Origin of the sequence: Streptomyces sp. NPDC052299 (assembly GCF_040679335.1) — a bacterium.
GTDB lineage: Bacteria > Actinomycetota > Actinomycetes > Streptomycetales > Streptomycetaceae > Streptomyces.
On record NZ_JBFAUP010000012.1, the window covers coordinates 127,326 to 144,823 of the forward strand.

Annotated in this window: 15 protein-coding genes; 9 read left to right on the forward strand and 6 right to left on the reverse strand. The window is 74.7% G+C overall.

What is annotated here, in order from left to right; genetic code table 11:
• Positions 1-109 precede the first annotated feature (109 nt).
• From AB0L33_RS21485 to AB0L33_RS21495, 3 genes are all read left to right on the forward strand, one after another.
• The gene (locus AB0L33_RS21485) at positions 110-883 is read left to right on the forward strand and encodes an IclR family transcriptional regulator (protein ID WP_365683728.1); all 774 of its coding nucleotides are present in this window, start codon (positions 110-112) and stop codon (positions 881-883) included.
• Positions 884-958: 75 nt separating this feature from the next.
• On the forward strand, positions 959-2,209 hold the full coding sequence (locus AB0L33_RS21490) for an aminotransferase class I/II-fold pyridoxal phosphate-dependent enzyme (protein WP_365683730.1): 1,251 nt from the start codon (positions 959-961) through the stop codon (positions 2,207-2,209).
• Positions 2,210-2,243: 34 nt separating this feature from the next.
• Complete coding sequence (locus AB0L33_RS21495; RefSeq protein ID WP_365683732.1) at positions 2,244-3,338, forward strand: MBL fold metallo-hydrolase; 1,095 nt, start codon at positions 2,244-2,246, stop codon at positions 3,336-3,338.
• Here AB0L33_RS21495 and AB0L33_RS21500 read toward each other — a convergent pair.
• Both AB0L33_RS21500 and AB0L33_RS21505 read right to left on the reverse strand, forming a co-directional pair.
• Positions 3,286-3,912, reverse strand: coding sequence for a DedA family protein (locus tag AB0L33_RS21500; protein WP_365683734.1), 627 nt, complete (start codon positions 3,910-3,912; stop codon positions 3,286-3,288). The two genes, AB0L33_RS21495 and AB0L33_RS21500, sit on opposite strands and share 53 nt — an antisense overlap.
• A complete protein-coding gene (locus tag AB0L33_RS21505; protein ID WP_365683736.1) occupies positions 3,909-4,691 on the reverse strand; it encodes an MBL fold metallo-hydrolase in 783 nt (260 codons plus the stop codon). The genes AB0L33_RS21500 and AB0L33_RS21505 overlap by 4 nt, the downstream gene beginning before the upstream one ends.
• Before the next feature lie 223 nt (positions 4,692-4,914).
• Between AB0L33_RS21505 and AB0L33_RS21510 the strand changes: the two genes are divergently transcribed.
• Both AB0L33_RS21510 and AB0L33_RS21515 read left to right on the forward strand, forming a co-directional pair.
• A complete protein-coding gene (locus AB0L33_RS21510; protein WP_365683738.1) occupies positions 4,915-5,319 on the forward strand; it encodes a hypothetical protein in 405 nt (134 codons plus the stop codon).
• A gap of 83 nt (positions 5,320-5,402) precedes the next feature.
• Positions 5,403-7,487, forward strand: coding sequence for a phage holin family protein (locus tag AB0L33_RS21515; protein ID WP_365683740.1), 2,085 nt, complete (start codon positions 5,403-5,405; stop codon positions 7,485-7,487).
• Here AB0L33_RS21515 and AB0L33_RS21520 read toward each other — a convergent pair whose 3' ends face one another.
• The 3 genes from AB0L33_RS21520 to AB0L33_RS21530 all read right to left on the reverse strand — a co-directional run bounded on the left by AB0L33_RS21520 (position 7,488) and on the right by AB0L33_RS21530 (position 10,190).
• Positions 7,488-8,540, reverse strand: coding sequence for a LacI family DNA-binding transcriptional regulator (locus AB0L33_RS21520; RefSeq protein WP_365683742.1), 1,053 nt, complete (start codon positions 8,538-8,540; stop codon positions 7,488-7,490).
• A gap of 74 nt (positions 8,541-8,614) precedes the next feature.
• Positions 8,615-9,187 (reverse strand): DUF305 domain-containing protein, encoded by a 573-nt coding sequence (locus AB0L33_RS21525; protein ID WP_365683744.1) that lies wholly within the window; start codon positions 9,185-9,187, stop codon positions 8,615-8,617.
• A 70-nt stretch (positions 9,188-9,257) separates the two neighbouring features.
• Positions 9,258-10,190, reverse strand: coding sequence for a DUF1996 domain-containing protein (locus AB0L33_RS21530; RefSeq protein ID WP_365683746.1), 933 nt, complete (start codon positions 10,188-10,190; stop codon positions 9,258-9,260).
• A gap of 280 nt (positions 10,191-10,470) precedes the next feature.
• Here AB0L33_RS21530 and ligA point away from each other — a divergent pair, with 280 nt between their 5' ends.
• From ligA to secD, 4 genes are all read left to right on the forward strand, one after another.
• Positions 10,471-12,570 (forward strand): NAD-dependent DNA ligase LigA, encoded by a 2,100-nt coding sequence (gene ligA, locus AB0L33_RS21535; protein WP_365683748.1) that lies wholly within the window; start codon positions 10,471-10,473, stop codon positions 12,568-12,570.
• A 211-nt stretch (positions 12,571-12,781) separates the two neighbouring features.
• Complete coding sequence (locus tag AB0L33_RS21540; RefSeq protein WP_365683750.1) at positions 12,782-13,594, forward strand: rod shape-determining protein MreC; 813 nt, start codon at positions 12,782-12,784, stop codon at positions 13,592-13,594.
• Positions 13,591-14,220, forward strand: coding sequence for a hypothetical protein (locus AB0L33_RS21545; protein WP_365683752.1), 630 nt, complete (start codon positions 13,591-13,593; stop codon positions 14,218-14,220). Before AB0L33_RS21540 ends, AB0L33_RS21545 begins: the two co-directional genes overlap by 4 nt.
• A 44-nt stretch (positions 14,221-14,264) precedes the next feature.
• Positions 14,265-16,556, forward strand: a complete 2,292-nt coding sequence (gene secD / locus AB0L33_RS21550; protein WP_365683754.1) for a protein translocase subunit SecD — start codon at positions 14,265-14,267, stop codon at positions 16,554-16,556.
• A gap of 71 nt (positions 16,557-16,627) precedes the next feature.
• Here the strand turns inward: secD and AB0L33_RS21555 are convergent, their stop codons facing one another.
• On the reverse strand, positions 16,628-17,440 hold the full coding sequence (locus AB0L33_RS21555; RefSeq protein ID WP_365683756.1) for a helix-turn-helix transcriptional regulator: 813 nt from the start codon (positions 17,438-17,440) through the stop codon (positions 16,628-16,630).
• Positions 17,441-17,498 lie beyond the last annotated feature (58 nt).

Consider the following 17,498-nt stretch of genomic DNA (forward strand, 5'->3'; position numbering starts at 1 on the left):
CAGCGGATACCCCGCATCGCCGCACCGAACCAGCGGCCACGCCGAAGGTAGCCTGAGGTTCGTCACACCGGTCGCGGGCCGGGAACCGAACAAGGGGGAATGCGGGGCCATGGGGCGACTCGTGCCGGCGGTGACCAGGGCGTTCGACGTCCTCGAACTCTTCCTCCACGGCGACGGCACGCTCTCCGCCCCCGAGGTGACCCGCAAGCTCCAGCTGCCCCGCACCACCGTCCACGAGCTGCTCACCACACTCGCCGCCCGGTCCTACCTGGTCACCGACCCCGAGCGGCCCGGACGCTACCGGCTGGGCGTGCGCACCTACCAGCTCGGCAGCCGGTACGCCGAACAGCTCGACCTCGCCGCAGAGGGCCGCCAGGTCGCCCGGCGCCTCGCCGAGCGGTGCGGCGAGTCCGTGCACGTGGCGATCCTGGACGGCACCGACGCCGTCTGCGTGGCCCAGGCCGACTCCACCCACGCCGTCCGCACGGTGTCGGCGGCCGGCCACCGACTGCCCGCCCACTGCACGTCGGCCGGGAAGATGCTCCTCGCCTCGCTGCCCGCACAGGAGCTCGACGCCCGGCTCGACGGCCTCGAACGGGCCGCCCTGACCCCGCACACCCTCACCGGCGAGCGCGAGCTGCGGGCCGCGCTCGACGCCGTACGCGAGCGCGGTGTCGCGACGGAGCACCAGGAGTCCGACCCCGGCGTCAGCTGTGTCGCCGCACCCGTGCACGACCGGTCGGGGCGGGTCGTGGCGGCCCTCTCCGTATCGGTCCCGATGATCCGCTGGACCGAGGAGCGCGAGCGGGAACTCGCCGCCCTCGCCGTCGAGGCCGCCGACGAGCTCTCGGGCAGCCTCGGACACGACCGGAGCACGGTGTGAGGCCGGTCAGGGCAGGCGCCCCGCCCCGTTCCCTCGTATAAAGGGACCCGAGGGGCGGGCGGCTAAGGAGGCCCGATGAGCCGGGAGCGGACCGGGCGGCACGAGCACGGCACGGAGACGGTCCGGGAGGACCGCGGCCCCGTACGGTACGGGCCGCCGGCCCCCTGGCCGGGACTGCCCGTCCTGCCGGAGCTGGCCGAGGTGCTGGCCTCCGCCGCCGGTCGCGCCGCCCCCGAACCCGCCGGCGGATCGCCCGCCCTGCGCGAGGCCGCCTGCGCCTACTGGGCCCGGCGCGGCCTGCACGGCGGCCCCGAGCGCGTCGCCGCCGCCCCCGGCACCGCGCCCCTGCTGCTCGCCCTGATCGCCGCGCACGGCGGCGACGTGCTGCTGCCGCGCCCCTGCCCCGCCTCCTGGATTCCGCAGGCCAGGCTGCTCGGCCGCCCCGCGTACCAGGTGCCCACGCCCGCCGAGTGCGGCGGTGTGCCCGACCCGTACGCCCTCCTCGAAACCGTGCGGCGGGTACGCGCCGAGGGCGGCCGGCCCAGACTGCTGCTGCTCTCGATGGCCGACGACCCCACCGCCACGGTCGCCCCGCCGGAACTCGTGCGCGAGGCGTGCGAGGCCGCCGTGGCCGAGGGGCTGCACATCGTCAGCGACGAGACCTGGCGCGACACCCTGCACCGCCCGCACGACACGGTCCTGGTCAGCCCGGCCGAGATGTGCCCCGACGACGTCACGGTGGTCTCCGGCCTGTACGGGGCGCTGACCCCGGCCGCCTGGCCGGTCGCCGTCGCGCGTTTCCCGGACACCGCGCGCTCCGCCGCCCGCCACGCCCGGACGCTCGACGTCCTCACCGCGCTCGGCGCCTCGGTCGCCGGACCGGTCGCGGCGGCCGCCGCCCACGCGCTGCGCGAACCCGACGCCGTCACCGAGCGGGCCCGGCGCTCCGCGGCCCTGCACGCCCGGCTCGCCACCGGGGCGCACCGCGCCGTCCTCGGCTGGGGCGCCCTCGCCCGGCCCCCGCAGGCCGGCCGCCACCTCTACGCAGACCTCGGCCCGCTCCGCTCCCGGCTCGCCGCCAGGGGCGTCACCGACTCCCTCGAACTGGAGGAGTTCCTGTCCGCCCGGCTCGGCACCCCCGCCCCCGGCGGCCACCGCTTCGGCGACGAACTCGGCGCGCTCCGGGTCCGGCTGGGCACCGGCTCGCTCCTCGGCACGGACCCGGAGCGTCAGACAGAGGCGCTCACCGCCCCGGACCCGCTCGAATTGCCGCACATCGCGGCAGCGCTGAGCATTTTCCGAGCAGCCCTCGACACACCGCGCTGACCCCGCGCCGGCGCACTCCTGGACGGGAGCCCCGATGACGGACCGGACCGAGATCCCCGTCGCACCACCTGTGGTCTGCGGCGACGTCGTCACCCCGCGCCCACTCGGCGAGGTGCGCGCCTGGCCCCGGAGCTTCGCGGACCGGCTCACCGCCCCGCTCCCCGGCGTCCGCAGCATGCCCCGGCTGGCCCGCGAGCACGCCCTCCGGCCCAACGCGGAGGGCCTGCGCCACATCCACCGCCTGCCGTACGCCCCCGAGCCGCTGCCGGCCGTCCCGGCGGGCGCCGCGTGCGTCACCTGGGCCGGGCACGCCAGCTGGATCATCCGCACCGGCGGCCTCACCGTCCTCGCCGACCCCGTCTGGTCCCGCCGCATCCTCGGCACCCCGGCCCGGATCACGCCCGTCGGGGTCCGCTGGGAGGATCTGCCGCCCGTCGACGCGGTCGTCATCAGCCACAACCACTACGACCACCTGGACGCCCCCACCCTGCGCCGGCTGCCCCGGGACACCCCGCTGTTCGTCCCCGCCGGACTCGGCCAGTGGTGCCGCCGCCGGGGCTTCGGCACGGTCACCGAACTCGACTGGTGGGAATCCGCCGAGCTGGACGGCGTCCGTTTCGACTTCGTGCCCGCCCACCACTGGTCGCGGCGCACCCTCACCGACACCTGCCGCTCGCTGTGGGGCGGCTGGGTCATCCAGGACACCACCCGCGCGGGCGACGGCGGCGCCCGGATCTACTTCGCCGGCGACACCGGGTACGGCCACTGGTTCACCGAGATCGGCCGCCGCCACCCCGGCATCGACCTCGCCCTGCTGCCGATCGGCGCGTACGAGCCCCGCTGGTGGCTCGGCGACGTCCACACCGACCCGGAGGAGGCGGTGCAGGCGTACGAAGACCTCGGCGCCCAAGCGATGGCGCCCATGCACTGGGCGACCTTCCTGCTCTCCGCCGAACCGGTCCTCGAACCGCTCACCCGGCTGCGCACCGCCTGGCAGCGCGCCGGACACCCCCGCGACCGGCTCTGGGACCTGCCCATCGGCGGCTCCCGCCTGCTGGCGCCCCGGCCGGACGGCGTCACCGAGCCCACCACGTCCGCGTCCGGCGCCACACCGCGGGCGCCCCGCTGATCAGCAGCGTCAGGCCCACCGCCGCGACCACCCCCTGCCACGGCTCCGGGAACAGCGAACCGCCCAGGATGCCGATCAGCTGGTACGTCGCCGCCCACGCCAGACACGCCGGTATGTCGCCCCGGGCGAACCGCCGCAGCTCCATCCGGCCCAGCAGGCATGCCAGCATCACCGGAATCCGCCCGGCCGGCACCAGCCGGGACAGCACCAGGACCGCCGCACCGTGCTCGTCCAGCTTCCGCTGAGCCTGCTCAAGCCGCTCCGGCGCCGCCCGGTCCCGGATCGCCCGCAGCCACCGCGACCCGTTCTTCGACCGCACCCCGCGCTGTCCCAGCCAGTACAGGCAGATGTCCCCGAGGAACGCCGCCGACGACGCCACCGCGAACACCACCAGCAGCGCGAACGGCGACGACTGGTGAAACGCCACCACGGCCGCCGAACTCACCAGCGCGCCCGTCGGCACCACCGGCACCAGCGCCCCCAGCGCCACCAGCAGGAACAACGACGGATAGCCGACCGCCTGCTGGGTCGACTCGGCGGGCAGCTGCGCCGTCTGGCGCAGGAACTCGATCACGCGCGGCCCTCCGGCCGCACCCGCTCGCCGTGCGCCAGCCGGTGCACGACGACCTCCGGCGCCACCATCGCCGCCTTCCGCACGAACTCCTCGCCCGGCGCGTGGAACTCGTGCGGCCGGACCCCGTCCATCCCGATCGGCCAGTACGTGCCGTAGTGCACCGGCACCGCCGCGCGCGGACGCAGCCGGGTCAGCGCCTGGGCCGCGCGCCCCGCGTCCAGGTGCCCGTGGCCCAGATACGGGCCCCAGCCGCCGACCGGCAGCAGCGCCACGTCCACCGGGCCGACCGCCCGCGCCATGTCGTCGAAGAGCCCGGTGTCCCCGGCGAAATACGTACGAGCGGCGCCCTCCACCACGTAACCGAGCGCGGGGGAGCGGTGCGGGCCCAGCGGCAGACGACGGCCGTCGTGCAGCGCCGGGACGGCCCGGACCCGGACCCCGCCCACGCGCACCTCGTCGCCCGCGACCACCTCGGTGATCCGCAGCCCGCGCGCCCGGCGCAGCAGCCGCAGCCCCGGCACCGACCGCACCGAACCGCGCGGCACCACCACCCGCGCCCCCGGCGCGACGCGCGCCAGCGACGGAAGATGCAGATGGTCGGAGTGCAGATGCGAGATGAGGACCACATCGGCCACGGCCGCGTCCGGACCGGGCAGCTCGCCCCGGCGCCGCCGCAGATGCGCGAAGCGCCGTACGAACAGGGGGTCGGTCAGGAGGCGGACACCGGAGTCCTCGATCGTGCACGTGGCATGACCCCACCAGGTGATCTCCACCGGCACGCGCCGCCTCCTCCTGCTCACCGGAGCCCTCGGCCCCCACCACACCTGCCCCGACGAGCCTACGGCCAGTCACGCCCGGGCGGTCGGCGCACCCCGGCGCACCCGTTGATCACCGGTCCGGGCCCGTGCGCCCGTGCGCCCCCTCGCCGCCCCGGAACGCTCCCTCGGCCCGCTCGTACCGGCGCATAGGGTCGGGGAACGACGAGCAGGGGGAAGACGGGACATGGGGGACGTACGCGTGGCGGCCATCGCCAGCCTGACGCCGCTGGAGGAGCTGGACAGCGATCCGTTCCTCGTGGACACCCGGGGCCAGCACGCCATGTGCGCCCGCTGGGCCGCCGACCAGGGCTACGTCGTCACGCGCCAGCTGCGGCTCTACGGGCTGCGCCCCGACCACCCCGCGCTCTGGGACGGCATCGACAGCGGCGAGGTCGAGCTCTTCGTCGCCCCCTGCGAACGGGTCCTCGCCCGCGCCCTGGCCTCGGTGCCCGAATTCACCGCGGAGTGCGAGCGGCGCGGCGTACGCCTGGAGATCGCCGGGCTCGCCGAGCCGTCCTACACCGCGGACGGCAAGGCCGGAGTGCACCGCCGCCTCTCCATGCCGACCGCCGGGTACGACGGCTGCTGACCGGCCGCAAGGCCCCGGGACCCGCTGTGAAAGGCTGGGAAAGGGCCCGGAACGGCAGGGCCCGGACGTGAGGTGAAGACGGCGTGGGCGACAGGCGATGGCGGCGAGCCGGCAGCGCCCTGATGCGCGTGATCGCGGTCTGGGCCGTCTCGACGCTCACCATGCTCGCGCTCGCGGGCATCCTCCCCGACTTCCGGCTCCAGTCGCACGACGGCGACAGCATCACCAAGACCGCCTTCACCGCGGCCTGGGGCGCGGGCGCCTTCGGACTGCTCTCCGCGCTGGTCTGGCCCGTGCTGGTACGGGCCCTGCTCATCGTCCCGGCCCTCGTCCTGGGCGCGCTCGTCTTCTTCCTCAACGGCTCCCTGCTGCTGATCGCGCTGCGGCTCATCCCGGACGGCCGGGGCGCCGCGGCCCCGGAGACCGCCGTCGCCGTCGCGGCCGTGATGTCCGCCGTCGCCTCGGCGACCTCCACCGCCCTGGCCGTGCGCGACGACAACGCCTACCGCCGCCGCCTCTCCCGCCTGGCCGACCGGCGCCGCCGGCGCACCGGCACGGGCGACGCGCGCGGCGGCCCGCCCGGCACCGTCTTCATCCAGCTCGACGGCGTCGGCCACGACGCCCTCCTCGCGGCGGCCGCCGGGGGCGTCATGCCGACCGTCGCCCACTGGCTGGCCGGCGGGCACCGGCTCATGCCCTGGCGCACCGACTGGTCCAGCCAGACCGGCGCCAGCCAGCTCGGCATCCTGCACGGCAGCAACCACGACGTGCCCGCCTTCCGCTGGTACGAGAAGGAGACCGGCCTCGTCATGGTCTCCAGCAAGCCCGCGAGCGCCCTGGAACTCCAGCGCCGCGCCGTCGCCCGCACCCGGGACGGCGGACTGCTCACCCTCGACGGCGCCAGCCGGGGCAACCTCTTCAGCGGCGGCGCCGCCCAGCTCGCGCTCGTCCTGTCGATGGCCGCCCGGCGCGGCAAGGGCCGACGCTCCCGGGCCGGGTACTTCGCCTACTTCTCCGACCCGGCCAACGCCGTCCGCACCGCCGGCTCCTTCGCCGCGGAGGTCTGCCGGGAGATCGCCCAGTCGACCCGCTCCCGCCTCCGCAAGGAGACGCCCCGCATCAAGCGCGGCGGCCTGTACCCCTTCATCCGCGCCTTCGCCACCGTCGTCGAACGCGATGTGGTGGTCGCCGCCGTCATCGGCGACATGTTCGCCGGCCGGACCGCGGTCTACGCCGACCTCGTCGCGTACGACGAAGTGGCGCACCACTCCGGACCGCGCAGCCGCGACGCGGAGAAGGTGCTCGCCCGCCTCGACCGGGCGCTCGCCCTGATCGCCAAGGTCGCCGAGCAGGCGCCCCGCACCTACCGGATCGTGCTCCTGTCCGACCACGGCCAGAGCCCGGGGAACACCTTCGCCGGGGCGTACGGGCTGACGCTCAAGGACCTCGTCCGGGCCGGCAGCGGCCTGCCCGTGCCCCGGCGCGCACAGCGCACCCGCAGCGCCTCCGAAGCACGCGACGCGGTCCGCATCGCCCTGCACCGGCCGGTCGCCGAGGGACAGGAGGAGCGCGTCGCGAAACCCTCCGACCCGATAGTCCTCGCCTCCGGCAATCTGGGCCTGATCTCCTTCCCGGACATCGAGGGCCGCGCCTCCCAGGAACAGCTGGAGCGCCGCCACCCCGCGCTGCTCTCCACCCTCGCGAACCACCCGGGCATCGGCTTCCTGCTCGTCCGCAGCGAGCGCCACGGCTCGGTGGTGCTGGCCCGCGACGGGGTCCGGGTGCCCGTCGCGGAACTGGCCGACGGAGAGGGGCCGCTCGCCGCCTACGGCCCCGGCGCCGCGGACGCGATCCGGCGGACGGACACCTTCCCGCACGTCGCCGACGTGATGGTCAACTCCATGTACGACCCCGGCACCGGCACCGTGCACGCCTTCGAGGAGCAGATCGGCTCGCACGGCGGCCTGGGCGGCGAGCAGTCCCGGCCGTTCCTGCTGTGGCCGCGCGAGCTGACGGACCCGCTGGACGCCGTCACCGGCGAGGACGGGGAACGCCCGGACGAACTCGTCGGGGCCGAGGCCGTGCACCGGGTTCTGAGACGCTGGCTCCAGGAGGCGTCCGGGCCCCAGGTGCCGCTGACCGAGGACGAGCGGCCCGGCCGCGCCTGATCAGGCCGACTGCCGCCGTACGAGCGTCGGATGGAAGATCACCGAAGGCGGCGGGTCCGCCGGCTTGCCGATCTGCCTGAGCAGCAGCCGGGCCATCTCCGCCGACATCTCCTCCACCGGCTGCCGGACCGTCGTCAGCGGCGGATCACAGGCCAGCGCCGCACTGCTGTCGTCGAAGCCCACGAGCGCGACGTCGTCCGGGACCTCCTTCCCGGCCCGCAGCAGCACCGGCACGGCCCCGAGCGCCATCAGGTCCGACGCGATGAACACCGCGTCCAGATCCGGACGCTCCGCCAGCAGCCGCCGCATCGCCGCCGCGCCCCCGGCATGGGTGAAGTCGCCCTCGGCGGTCACCACATCCCGGATGCCGTGCGCCGCCAGCGCGTCCAGGAACCCGGAGAGCCGCGCCTGGCCGGCCGGCATGTCCTGCGGGCCCGACACCGTGCCGATGCGGCGGCGGCCCAGCGCGGCGAGGTGGTCGGCGGCCAGCCGCGCCCCGGCCCGCTGGTCCGCCTCCACATAGGTGAGCGGGGTCGGCCGGTGCGGCTGACCGGCGAGCACGGCCGGCAGCCGGGTCCCGTGCAGCAGCCCCGGCAGTGGGTCCTCCGCGTGCGACGAGATCAGCACCACCCCGTCCACGTGCCCGTGGCGCAGGTACGAAACGAGCTGGTCGCGCGACTCCTGGTCGTCGGCCAGCATCAGGACCAGCTGGATGCCCGCCGGGCGCAGCACCTCCAGGAGACCGGTCACCACCCGCCCGAAGTACGGATCGGAGAACATCCGGCCGACGAACGGCTCGGGCACGGTGCGCCGTTCCCGCTCCGAGACGACCAGCGCGATCGAGTCGGTCCGCCGGGTCACCAGCGACCGGGCCGCGCGGTTGGGGACGTAACCGGTGGCGTCCACCGCCGCCTCCACCGTCCGCCGCAGCGCCGGGTCCACCGTGGTCGCCCCGTTGATCACCCGGGACACCGTCGCCCGTGACACCCCGGCCACTCCGGCGACGTCCTCCAAGGTCACGGGACGGGCGGGCGGCGGGACGTCGGCAGGCATGCAGTCTTTATACCGGGTGGTACGACCGGCGGGGCAACAGCCCGGGCTGCCTTGGGACGACGTTGACCCGGCCGTCAGCCGGGAGCGCCGGACGGGACGGGCAGCCGGGCGATCTCGGCCCGGCGGGCGGCGACCAGGGCGGCCGCGAGCCGCTTGGCGTCCGGCCGGGTGCCGGCCCCGGTCTCGGAGCGCGACACCTGGGCGGTCCGGCGCAGATGGCCGCCGATCCGGTCCACCAGGAACCGTTCGAAGGCCGCGCCCTTCAGCGTGCGGGCCCGCGCCAGGTCATCGGCCGTCACCATGCCCGGCATGTGGTGGCCCTCGTGCACATTGGTGTCCGGAAGCCCCATCCGGGCCAGCAGCGGCCGCAGCCGGGCCAGTTCGCCGTTCTGCGAGGTGCGGAGTTCCGCCGCCCAGCGCCGCACCGAGGCGTCGTCGGCACGGTCGGCGGCGAGCGAGAGGAGCGCCACGGCCGACTCGTTCATCGGGGTCATCAGCTGCGCCCACGCGGCGTCCGTCGGATCGGCGGGGGCGCCGGTGGCGGACGGGGCGGGCGGGGGAGTGGTTCCCGTGTCGGCCGCGGGGGTCCCGCAGCCGGCCAGGAGGAGGAGCAGGGTGAGCGTCGCCGCGCGGCGGACCGCCTTCATCGCGGGCTCCCTCGGGGAGGGCCCGTCCGGGGCGGCGGCCCCGGACGGGCGGGTGGGGACGGGGGGTGTCTCAGGGGGTGCCGTCGGCCCCGCACTTGATGATGGCGTTGATGCAGTCGCGTACGCGCTGCGCCATCGCGGCCTCGGGCCACACGTTGAAGAAGTCGCCGTGCATCGTGTAGCCGGGACCGGACGCCAGACGGAACCGGGACGGGTCACCGTTGACCGGATACCGCAGCACCTGGCGGAGCTTGGGCACCGGCACCGGGTGGGTGGCCGGGCACTCGCCGTTGACCGGGTACGACATGTGGCTCTTGTGGTCGGGCGAGTCGAGGTCCTTGCCGTTCCAGCACTGCGGGAAGTCGAGGTACGACTCCAGCATCGCGTCGGACGGGCAGTTGACGAAGTCGTGCGACGGGTTGACCTCGCCGTGGTGCAGACAGGACCAGCGCGAGATCGTGTTGTCGTTTGGGCCGGACGCCTTGGCGTTGCCCGCGACGATCCTCAGGCCCCGGGGGAAGGGCTTGATCTGCCGGATGACGTCGTCCCGGACACCCTCGCCCAGGTAGTAGAACGTGGTGCCGGTGGGCTCCACCTCCTTGTCCCCGTCGTACAGGGTCGGCACCCAGTACGACGAGAGGTCGATGTCGGGTGAGCAGGTGCTCCTGGCCTTTTCCAGCGAGGCCAGATCGGAGTGGCCGTTCGTGGAGTCGTTGCCGAAGAAGCTGTGCATGTGCGAGGCGCCGGGCAGGCCCGGGAAGACGATCGGGTCGTCGGGTGCCCGGTGGGTGTACGGGCACTCGGCGAGGAATTCGGCCACCCGGACCACGTCGGCCGCGGCCTCGGCGGTGGGGGCGGAAGGCCCGGCGGACGCGCTGCCGGTGGTGGCCTGAAGGAGGGTCAGGGCGAGCGCGGCGGCGGCGAGCGCCGCCGTGCGGTGGCGCCGGGGCGGTGGCGTCCCGCGGTGGCTGTCGCCGCCGCGTCGTTGGCGGAAGAAGAGCACGGCACTCCTGTTCGGGGAAGTGGTGGGGGGATGTGCCCTGATCATGGGCGGTCTGATCAGGTGAGAGAGCGCTCTCTGCCCAGGGAACGTAGGAGCGTGTTCAAGGCATGTCAATACGGCTGACGAACCTTCGATTTCGCCGCATAGAGGGGCCGTTGGGGGTGTGAACCACAGGAGAGCGCTCTCTCGCGCGTTTCTTGGTCGAAACCTCGTGCCGCCGATGGGGGAGAGCGCTCTCCGGGCTGGCTCGGCCAGGGCGTTGTCAGTGGTGGGCGGCAGGATGGAGGACATGACGAACTCAGCAGTCGTGCTCGCCGACCATGCCTCCTACGCCGCCGCCGTCGAGGAGGCCGCACAGGCCGCCGCCGCGTACTACGCCACGGGCGAGAGCACGCTCGACGACGACGCCTACGACCGCCTGGCGCGCGGCATCGCCGCGTACGAGGAGGAGCACCCGCAGGAGGTGCTGGCCGCCTCACCGACCGGCAAGGTGGCGGGCGGCGCGGCCGTCGGCGACGTGCCGCACACGGTGCCGATGCTCTCCCTCGACAACGTCTTCTCGGCCGAGCAGTTCGCCACCTGGACCGCCTCGCTGGAGCGCCGGATCGGACGGCCCGTCACCGCGTGGAGCGTCGAGCCGAAGCTCGACGGACTCGCGGTCGCCGCGCGGTATCGCGAGGGCCGTCTGGAACGGCTGATCACCCGGGGCGACGGGACCGCCGGTGAGGACGTCTCCCACGCCATCGGGACCGTCGTCGGGCTCCCCGCCCGGCTCGCGGAGCCGGTCACGATCGAGATACGCGGCGAAATCCTGATGACCACCGAGCAGTTCGAGCAGGCCAACACGGTCCGCACCGAGCACGGCGGCGCCCCCTTCGCCAACGCGCGCAACGGCGCGGCGGGCACCCTGCGCGCCAAGGACCGGGCGTACACGGTGGAGATGACGTTCTTTGCCTATGGGGCCCTGGCGCTGCCCGAATCCGGTGACGCGGGCGCCGAGCTGGCCGAGCTGCCGCACAGCCGGGTGCTCGCCCGGGTCGCGGAGCTCGGCGTGCACACCGCCGCGGACACGGAGGCCGCGCCGCGCACGGCCGCCACCGTCGAGGAGGTCCAGGCCCGGATCGAGGAAGTCGCCGCGCTGCGGGCCGCGTTGCCGTTCGGCATCGACGGCATCGTCATCAAGGCGGACCTGGCCGCCGACCGGCACGACGCCGGTTCCGGCACCCGGGCCCCGCGCTGGGCCATCGCCTACAAGCTGCCCGCCGTCGAGAAGGTCACCCGCCTCCTCGGCGTCGAGTGGAACGTGGGCCGCACCGGCATCATCGCGCCGCGCGCCGTGCTGGAGCCCGTCGAGATCGACGGATCGACGGTCGGTTACGCCACGTTGCACAACCCGGCCGACATCACCCGCCGGGACCTGCGCATCGGCGACCACGTGATGGTCTACAAGGCGGGCGACATCATCCCCCGCATCGAGGCGCCCGTCGCGCATCTGCGCACCGGCGAGGAACAGCCCATCGCCTTCCCCGAGTCATGCCCCCAGTGCGGTTCGGAGATCGACAGCAGCGAGCAGCGCTGGCGCTGTGTGCGGGGGCGGGACTGCCGGATCGTCGCCTCCGTCTCGTACGCCGCCGGGCGCGACCAGCTCGACATCGAAGGGCTCGGCACGACCCGGGTCGTCCAGCTCGTCGACGCCGGCCTCGTCACGGACTTCGCCGACCTGTTCATGCTGGAGCGCGAACAGCTGCTCACGCTGGAACGGATGGGGGAGACCAGCACCGACAATCTGCTGGCCGCGATCGACGCGGCGCGCTCGCAGCCGCTCTCCCGGGTCTTCTGCGCCCTCGGTGTGCGCGGCACCGGGCGCTCCATGTCCCGCCGGATCGCCCGCTACTTCGCGGAGATGGACCGCATCAGGGCCGCCGACGAGCAGGAGTTGCAGCGGGTCGACGGCATCGGCAAGGAGAAGGCGGCCGGTGTGGTCGCGGAGCTGGCCGAGCTCGCCCCGCTCATCGACAAGCTGGTCGCCGCCGGGGTGAACATGACCGAACCGGGCGCGACCCCGCCCCCCGCACCGGGCGAGGAGGCCGACGGGGAGACGGCCGCCGGTGCCGAGGGCGCCCCGCTGGCCGGGATGACCGTGGTGGTCACCGGAGCCATGACGGGCGCGTTGGAGAAGCTGTCGCGCAACCAGATGAACGAGCTGGTCGAGCGCGCCGGAGGCAAGTCCTCCTCCAGCGTCTCCAAGCGCACGACGCTGCTCGTGGCCGGTGAGAAGGCGGGCTCCAAGCGGTCCAAGGCGGAGGACCTGGGGGTGCGGATCGCGACGCCGGAGGAGTTCGCGGAGCTGATAGCGGAGTTCCTGCCGGCCGACGCGTGACGCGCGTGACCGCGCGGGGGTGAGCACGTGGCGCGTGCGGGCGGCCCGGGAGGGGGCGGGCTGTGAAGAGGGGCGGGTCGTGTCCTTCGATTTTGCCGGGGAGTGGCTTTCTTTGCCTCCCTATTGCATAGTGAGGGCTCGGCCATGCCTCGCGATCAGCGGGTCACTGGGTGTGTGTACGGCCGCGGCTGCGTGCCGGGGGTGAGGGGCGATGCGTTCTTTGCGCGACGGACGGCGGCAGGACCGCTCCGTCCACCGGCACTTCCGGGGCGCCACCCGCGGCCTGGCCCTCGACCTCGGCAGCTCCCGCACCCGGGCCTGGGTCCCCGGCCGGGGCGTCGTCGCGGACACCGTCCACGGGACCGGTGAGCACGGCCCCGACCGGCCCGTCCGGCGCGGCCGCATCGTGGACCCGGACGCGTGCGGCCGGATGCTGGCCCGCATCGCCGACCGGGCCCTGGGCGAGCGCCGCGAGGACGCGGTCATCGTGCTCAGCCATCCCGTGCTCGCCGGCCCCGGACACCGGGACGCCGCCCGCGACCTGCTCCGCGCGCTCGGCCCCTCGGACGTCATCGTCCTGGACAGCGCCCGCGCCGCCGCCGCGTGCGCCGGGCCGGGGGACGGCGGCCCCCTCCTCGTCCTCGACATCGGAGCCGAACTGACCGAGGCGACCCTGCTCGTGGACGGCCTGGTGCGCGACGCGCGCCTCGCCGAGACCGGGCTCAGCGACCTGGAGCCGGGCGAGCCGCCCACCGCCGCAGTCCGCGCCGTCCTGGACATGGTCATGGCCATGTGGCGGCAGGACCCGCACGGCGCGCTGCTCGGCGCCCTGCGCAGGGGCCCGCTGCTCGCCGGAGGCGGTGCGCTGCGCCCCGACGTCACCAACCGGATAGCGGTCCGCCTCGGCGCCCCGGTCCGGCGCACGGACGACCCGGCGACCACGGTCGTGCGCGGAGCCGGACTGGTCCTCAGCTCCGTCCTCCGCCACGGCCTGGCGCCCGCCCTGCCCGGCCGCCCCCGGTGACCCCGCTCCCGGGGCCGCTCCCGGGGAACGCGCACCCGGGCCGGCCCACCGCCGTGCGGCGGTGCCTGCTCGCGCTGCTGCTCGCCGCGCTCACCCTCGTGGGCGGCGCGGCCGGGGCGTCCGCGGGGGGCGTGGCGGCCCTGCCCGTACGGGCGACGGCGACCCTGTCCGTGACGGTCGCCCCGTCCCCGGCCCCCGTGCCGACCGCCCCCGGCCTCCCCGTAGGGAACACGGCCGCCGGGGCACCCCGGACCACCGCGCCCGCACCCCCGCCCGCCACCGTCGACCGGGGCCCGGACGCCATCCCGTGGGCCGCCGCCGAGCACCCCCGTACCGCACACCAGTTGCCCCCGCCCGGCCCCGGCGGGCTCGTGCCGTGCCCCGCACGGGCCCCTCTGCCGTGTTCCGTCCCCTGGTCCGTCCGTACCGCCCCCGCCTCCGCCGTCCAGCGCCCGCGCGTGGCGCTGCCCGGCGTGCGCGGACCTCCCAGGGCCTGGGTCGAGTTCCCCGCCCTCCGGGCGGACGACGGGGAACTCGACACAGGCCCTGGCGCCGGTGTCCACCGGCCCGGGGACCGCCTGCCGGTCCCGCAATCCATCAACGCCGTGCCGTTCCCGCCGTCCTGACCGGGTGAGGGGCGTGCCCGGCGCCCCCTCGGAGGAAACCCGCAATGACACGCGCCACCACGGTGCGGGCGGTTCTGGCTGCGGCCGTGCTGCTCGTCTCCGTGCTCATCACGCTGACCATGTCACCCAGACTCGGCCTGGATCTCCAGGGCGGCACCCGCATGGTGCTCCAGGCCGAGGACTCCGACACCGCGAAGGCCGACCGCGAGAGCACCGACCGCACCCTGGAGGTGCTGCGCAGGCGCATCGACTCGCTCGGAGTGACGGAACCGACGCTCACCCGGTCCGGCGAGGACCGGATCATCGTGGAGCTCCCGGACGTCCAGGACCCGCGCAAGGCCGCCGATGTGATCGGCAGGACCGCCCAGCTCACCTTCCACGCCGTCCAGGGCCCGGGCACAACCGCCGGGGACGGCAAGGGGCTGACCCTGCCCGACGAGCAGGGCCGCGAACTGGCCCTCGGCCCCGCCGCCCTCTCCGGCGCCGGGGTCAAGGAGGCGTCCGCGTCCTTCGACGCCCAGCAGGGCGCCGGCTGGACCGTGGCGCTCGACTTCCACAAGGACGCCGGGCGGGTCTGGACCCGGCTGACCGGTGAGGCGGCCTGCCACCCGGTGCAGGACGAGCGGCGCAGGGTCGCCATCGTGCTCGACAAGCGGGTGATCTCCTCGCCCCAGGTCTCGCCGACCGTCTCCTGCGGTTCGGGCCTGCCCTCCGGCTCCACCCAGATCACCGGCTCGTTCAGCGCGGACGAGGCCCGCGAACTCGCCCTGCTGATCGAGGGCGGCGCCCTGCCCGTGCCCGTCGAGATCGTGGAGCAGCGGACGGTCGGCCCGACGCTCGGTGCCGCCGCCATCGACGCCAGCGCGCGGGCCGCCCTGATCGGTGCCGCGGCCACCGCCCTGTTCATCATCGTGATCTACCGCCTCTTCGGCGCCCTCGCCGCCGTGGCGCTCGCGGCGTACGGGGTGATCTCCTACGCGGCGCTCGTCGTCCTCGGCGTCACCCTGACGCTGCCCGGGCTCGCCGGTTTCGTGCTGGCGATCGGCATGGCGGTCGACGCGAACGTCCTGGTCTTCGAGCGGGCCCGGGAGGAGTACGCCGGGCGGCCCGGGAAGAGCTTGCGGGCCTCGCTCGCCGCCGGGTTCAAGGGTGCCTGGACCGCCGTCGCCGACTCCAACGTGACGACGCTCATCGCGGCCGGGCTGCTGTTCTTCCTCGGCTCCGGACCGGTCAAGGGCTTCGGCGTCACGCTCGCCATCGGTGTCCTCGCGTCGATGTTCTCCGCGCTGGTCGTCGCCCGCGCGCTCACCGAGATCGCGGCGCGCTCGCGGTTCGTCGCGGACTACCGGGGCGTCAACGGCATCGCGATCCCGGGCCGGGTGCGGACCTGGCTCACCCGGCGCGACCCGCAGGTGATGCGCTTCCCGCGCCGCTGGCTGACGGTCTCCGCCGTCCTGGTCGCGGTGGCCGTCGCGGGCGTCCTGGTGCGCGGGGTGAACCTGGGCGTCGAGTTCACCGGTGGCCGGCTGGTCGAGTACTCCACCAGCCGCCCCGTGGACGTCGAGACCGCGCGCACCGCCCTGGCGGACGCCGGGTTCGGGGGCGCCGAGGTCACCACGGCCGGCGCGGGCGACATTTCCGTGCGCACCGGGGAGCTCGACAACGACGGCGAACACGCGCTGCGGGCCGCCCTGGCCGCCGAGGGCGGCGAGACCACCAAGGTCCGCGACGAGCTGATCGGCCCCAGCCTCGGCGACGAACTGCGGCGCAACGCCCTGATCGCCCTGGCCATCGCCGTACTCGTCCAGCTGGCCTATCTGGCGGTCCGGTTCCGCTGGACGTTCGCCGTCGCCTCGGTCGGGGCGCTCGTGCACGACGTGATCATCCTGATCGGGGTGTTCGCCTGGCTGGGACGCACCGTCGACGGCATCTTCCTGGCCGCGCTCCTCACCGTCATCGGCTACTCCGTCAACGACTCGGTCGTGGTCTTCGACCGGGTGCGGGAGCTGTGGGCCAAGGCCCGCCGCAAACCCCTGGCGGAGGTCGCGAACCGGGCGGTCCTGCAGACCGTGCCCCGGACGGTGAACACCGGGATGGGCGCGCTGTTCATCCTCACCGCGCTCGCCGTGCTCGGTGGCGACTCGCTGGAGGACTTCGCGCTCGCCCTGCTGATCGGCATCGTCGTGGGGACGTACTCCTCGGTGATGACCGCCGTCCCGGCCGCGCTGCTGCTGGAACGCACCAGCAAGGTCCCGCCGCCCGCCCGCACCCGGGCCCCGCGCGCCCGGCAGCGCGCCGGACGCCGGGACGCGCACGACAACGGGGCGCGGGTGTAGCGCGCACGGGCCCGTGTCACCGACCGGCGGACACGGGCCCGGTCCGCCCTCCGGGCGGACGACGGGAAGGGTCAGACAGGCCCCAGCGAGCGCAGATACGCGGCGGTGTCCGCGTCGGCCGGCAGCAGCGTCTCGATGGCCAGCTCCGCCACCGTCACGTCCATCGGCGTGTTGAACGTGGCGATCGAGGCGACGAACGACAGGACGTGCCCCTCGTGCTCGATGACCAGCGGCAGGGCGAACGGCACCGACGAGGAGGGCGGCTGCCAGTCCTCCTCCCCGCCCGGGCCCGGCGGCAGCGGGTATCCCGCCACCTCCTCGTACAGCTCGCGCAGCTCGGGCGAGCGGACCAGTGCGATCTGGCGTTCCATCTGGGCCAGCAGATCCCCGCGCCACTCGCGGAGGTTCCGGATGCGCGGGGCCAGGCCCTCCGGGTGCAGGGTGAGCCGCATCGCGTTCAGCGGCGGAGCCAGGAGGTGTTCCGGGACGCCGTCGAGCAGCCGGGTCATCCCCTGATTGGCCGCCACCACGGTGTAGGTCCCGTCCACGACGAACGCCGGATACGGGTCGTAGCCCCGCAGCAGCCGGTCGAGGCCGTCCCGGAGCGCCCCCATCGCCGGGTCGTCGAGCGCGGTCTCCGTGTAGTGCGGGGCGTAACCCGCCATCACCAGCAGGGCGTTGCGCTCCCGCACCGGAACGTCCAGGTGCTCGGCGAGCCTCAGCACCATCTCCTCGCTGGGGCGCGAGCGCCCCGTTTCGATGAACGAGATGTGCCGGGCCGACGAGCCGGCCCGCAGCGCGAGCTCCAGCTGACTGACCCGGCACCGCTCCCGCCAGCTGCGCAGCAGCGGCCCTACCCCCGTGTCGAGCGCGACAGTTGTCATACCGAGACCGTAACGTCACCGGAACCGCCGACCGGCATCGACCACCAGTGAGGGAGCC

Excerpts from the sequence above, each read along its gene's own strand:
- AB0L33_RS21485 (WP_365683728.1), top strand. The coding sequence starts at position 110 with ATGGGGCGACTCGTGCCGGCGGTGACCAGGGCGTTCGACGTCCTCGAA.
- AB0L33_RS21490 (WP_365683730.1), top strand. The coding sequence starts at position 959 with ATGAGCCGGGAGCGGACCGGGCGGCACGAGCACGGCACGGAGACGGTC.
- AB0L33_RS21495 (WP_365683732.1), top strand. The coding sequence starts at position 2,244 with ATGACGGACCGGACCGAGATCCCCGTCGCACCACCTGTGGTCTGCGGC.
- AB0L33_RS21510 (WP_365683738.1), top strand. The coding sequence starts at position 4,915 with ATGGGGGACGTACGCGTGGCGGCCATCGCCAGCCTGACGCCGCTGGAG.
- AB0L33_RS21520 (WP_365683742.1), bottom strand. The coding sequence starts at position 8,540 with ATGCCTGCCGACGTCCCGCCGCCCGCCCGTCCCGTGACCTTGGAGGAC.
- AB0L33_RS21525 (WP_365683744.1), bottom strand. The coding sequence starts at position 9,187 with ATGAAGGCGGTCCGCCGCGCGGCGACGCTCACCCTGCTCCTCCTCCTG.
- ligA (WP_365683748.1), top strand. The coding sequence starts at position 10,471 with ATGGAGGACATGACGAACTCAGCAGTCGTGCTCGCCGACCATGCCTCC.
- AB0L33_RS21540 (WP_365683750.1), top strand. The coding sequence starts at position 12,782 with ATGCGTTCTTTGCGCGACGGACGGCGGCAGGACCGCTCCGTCCACCGG.
- secD (WP_365683754.1), top strand. The coding sequence starts at position 14,265 with ATGACACGCGCCACCACGGTGCGGGCGGTTCTGGCTGCGGCCGTGCTG.
- AB0L33_RS21555 (WP_365683756.1), bottom strand. The coding sequence starts at position 17,440 with ATGACAACTGTCGCGCTCGACACGGGGGTAGGGCCGCTGCTGCGCAGC.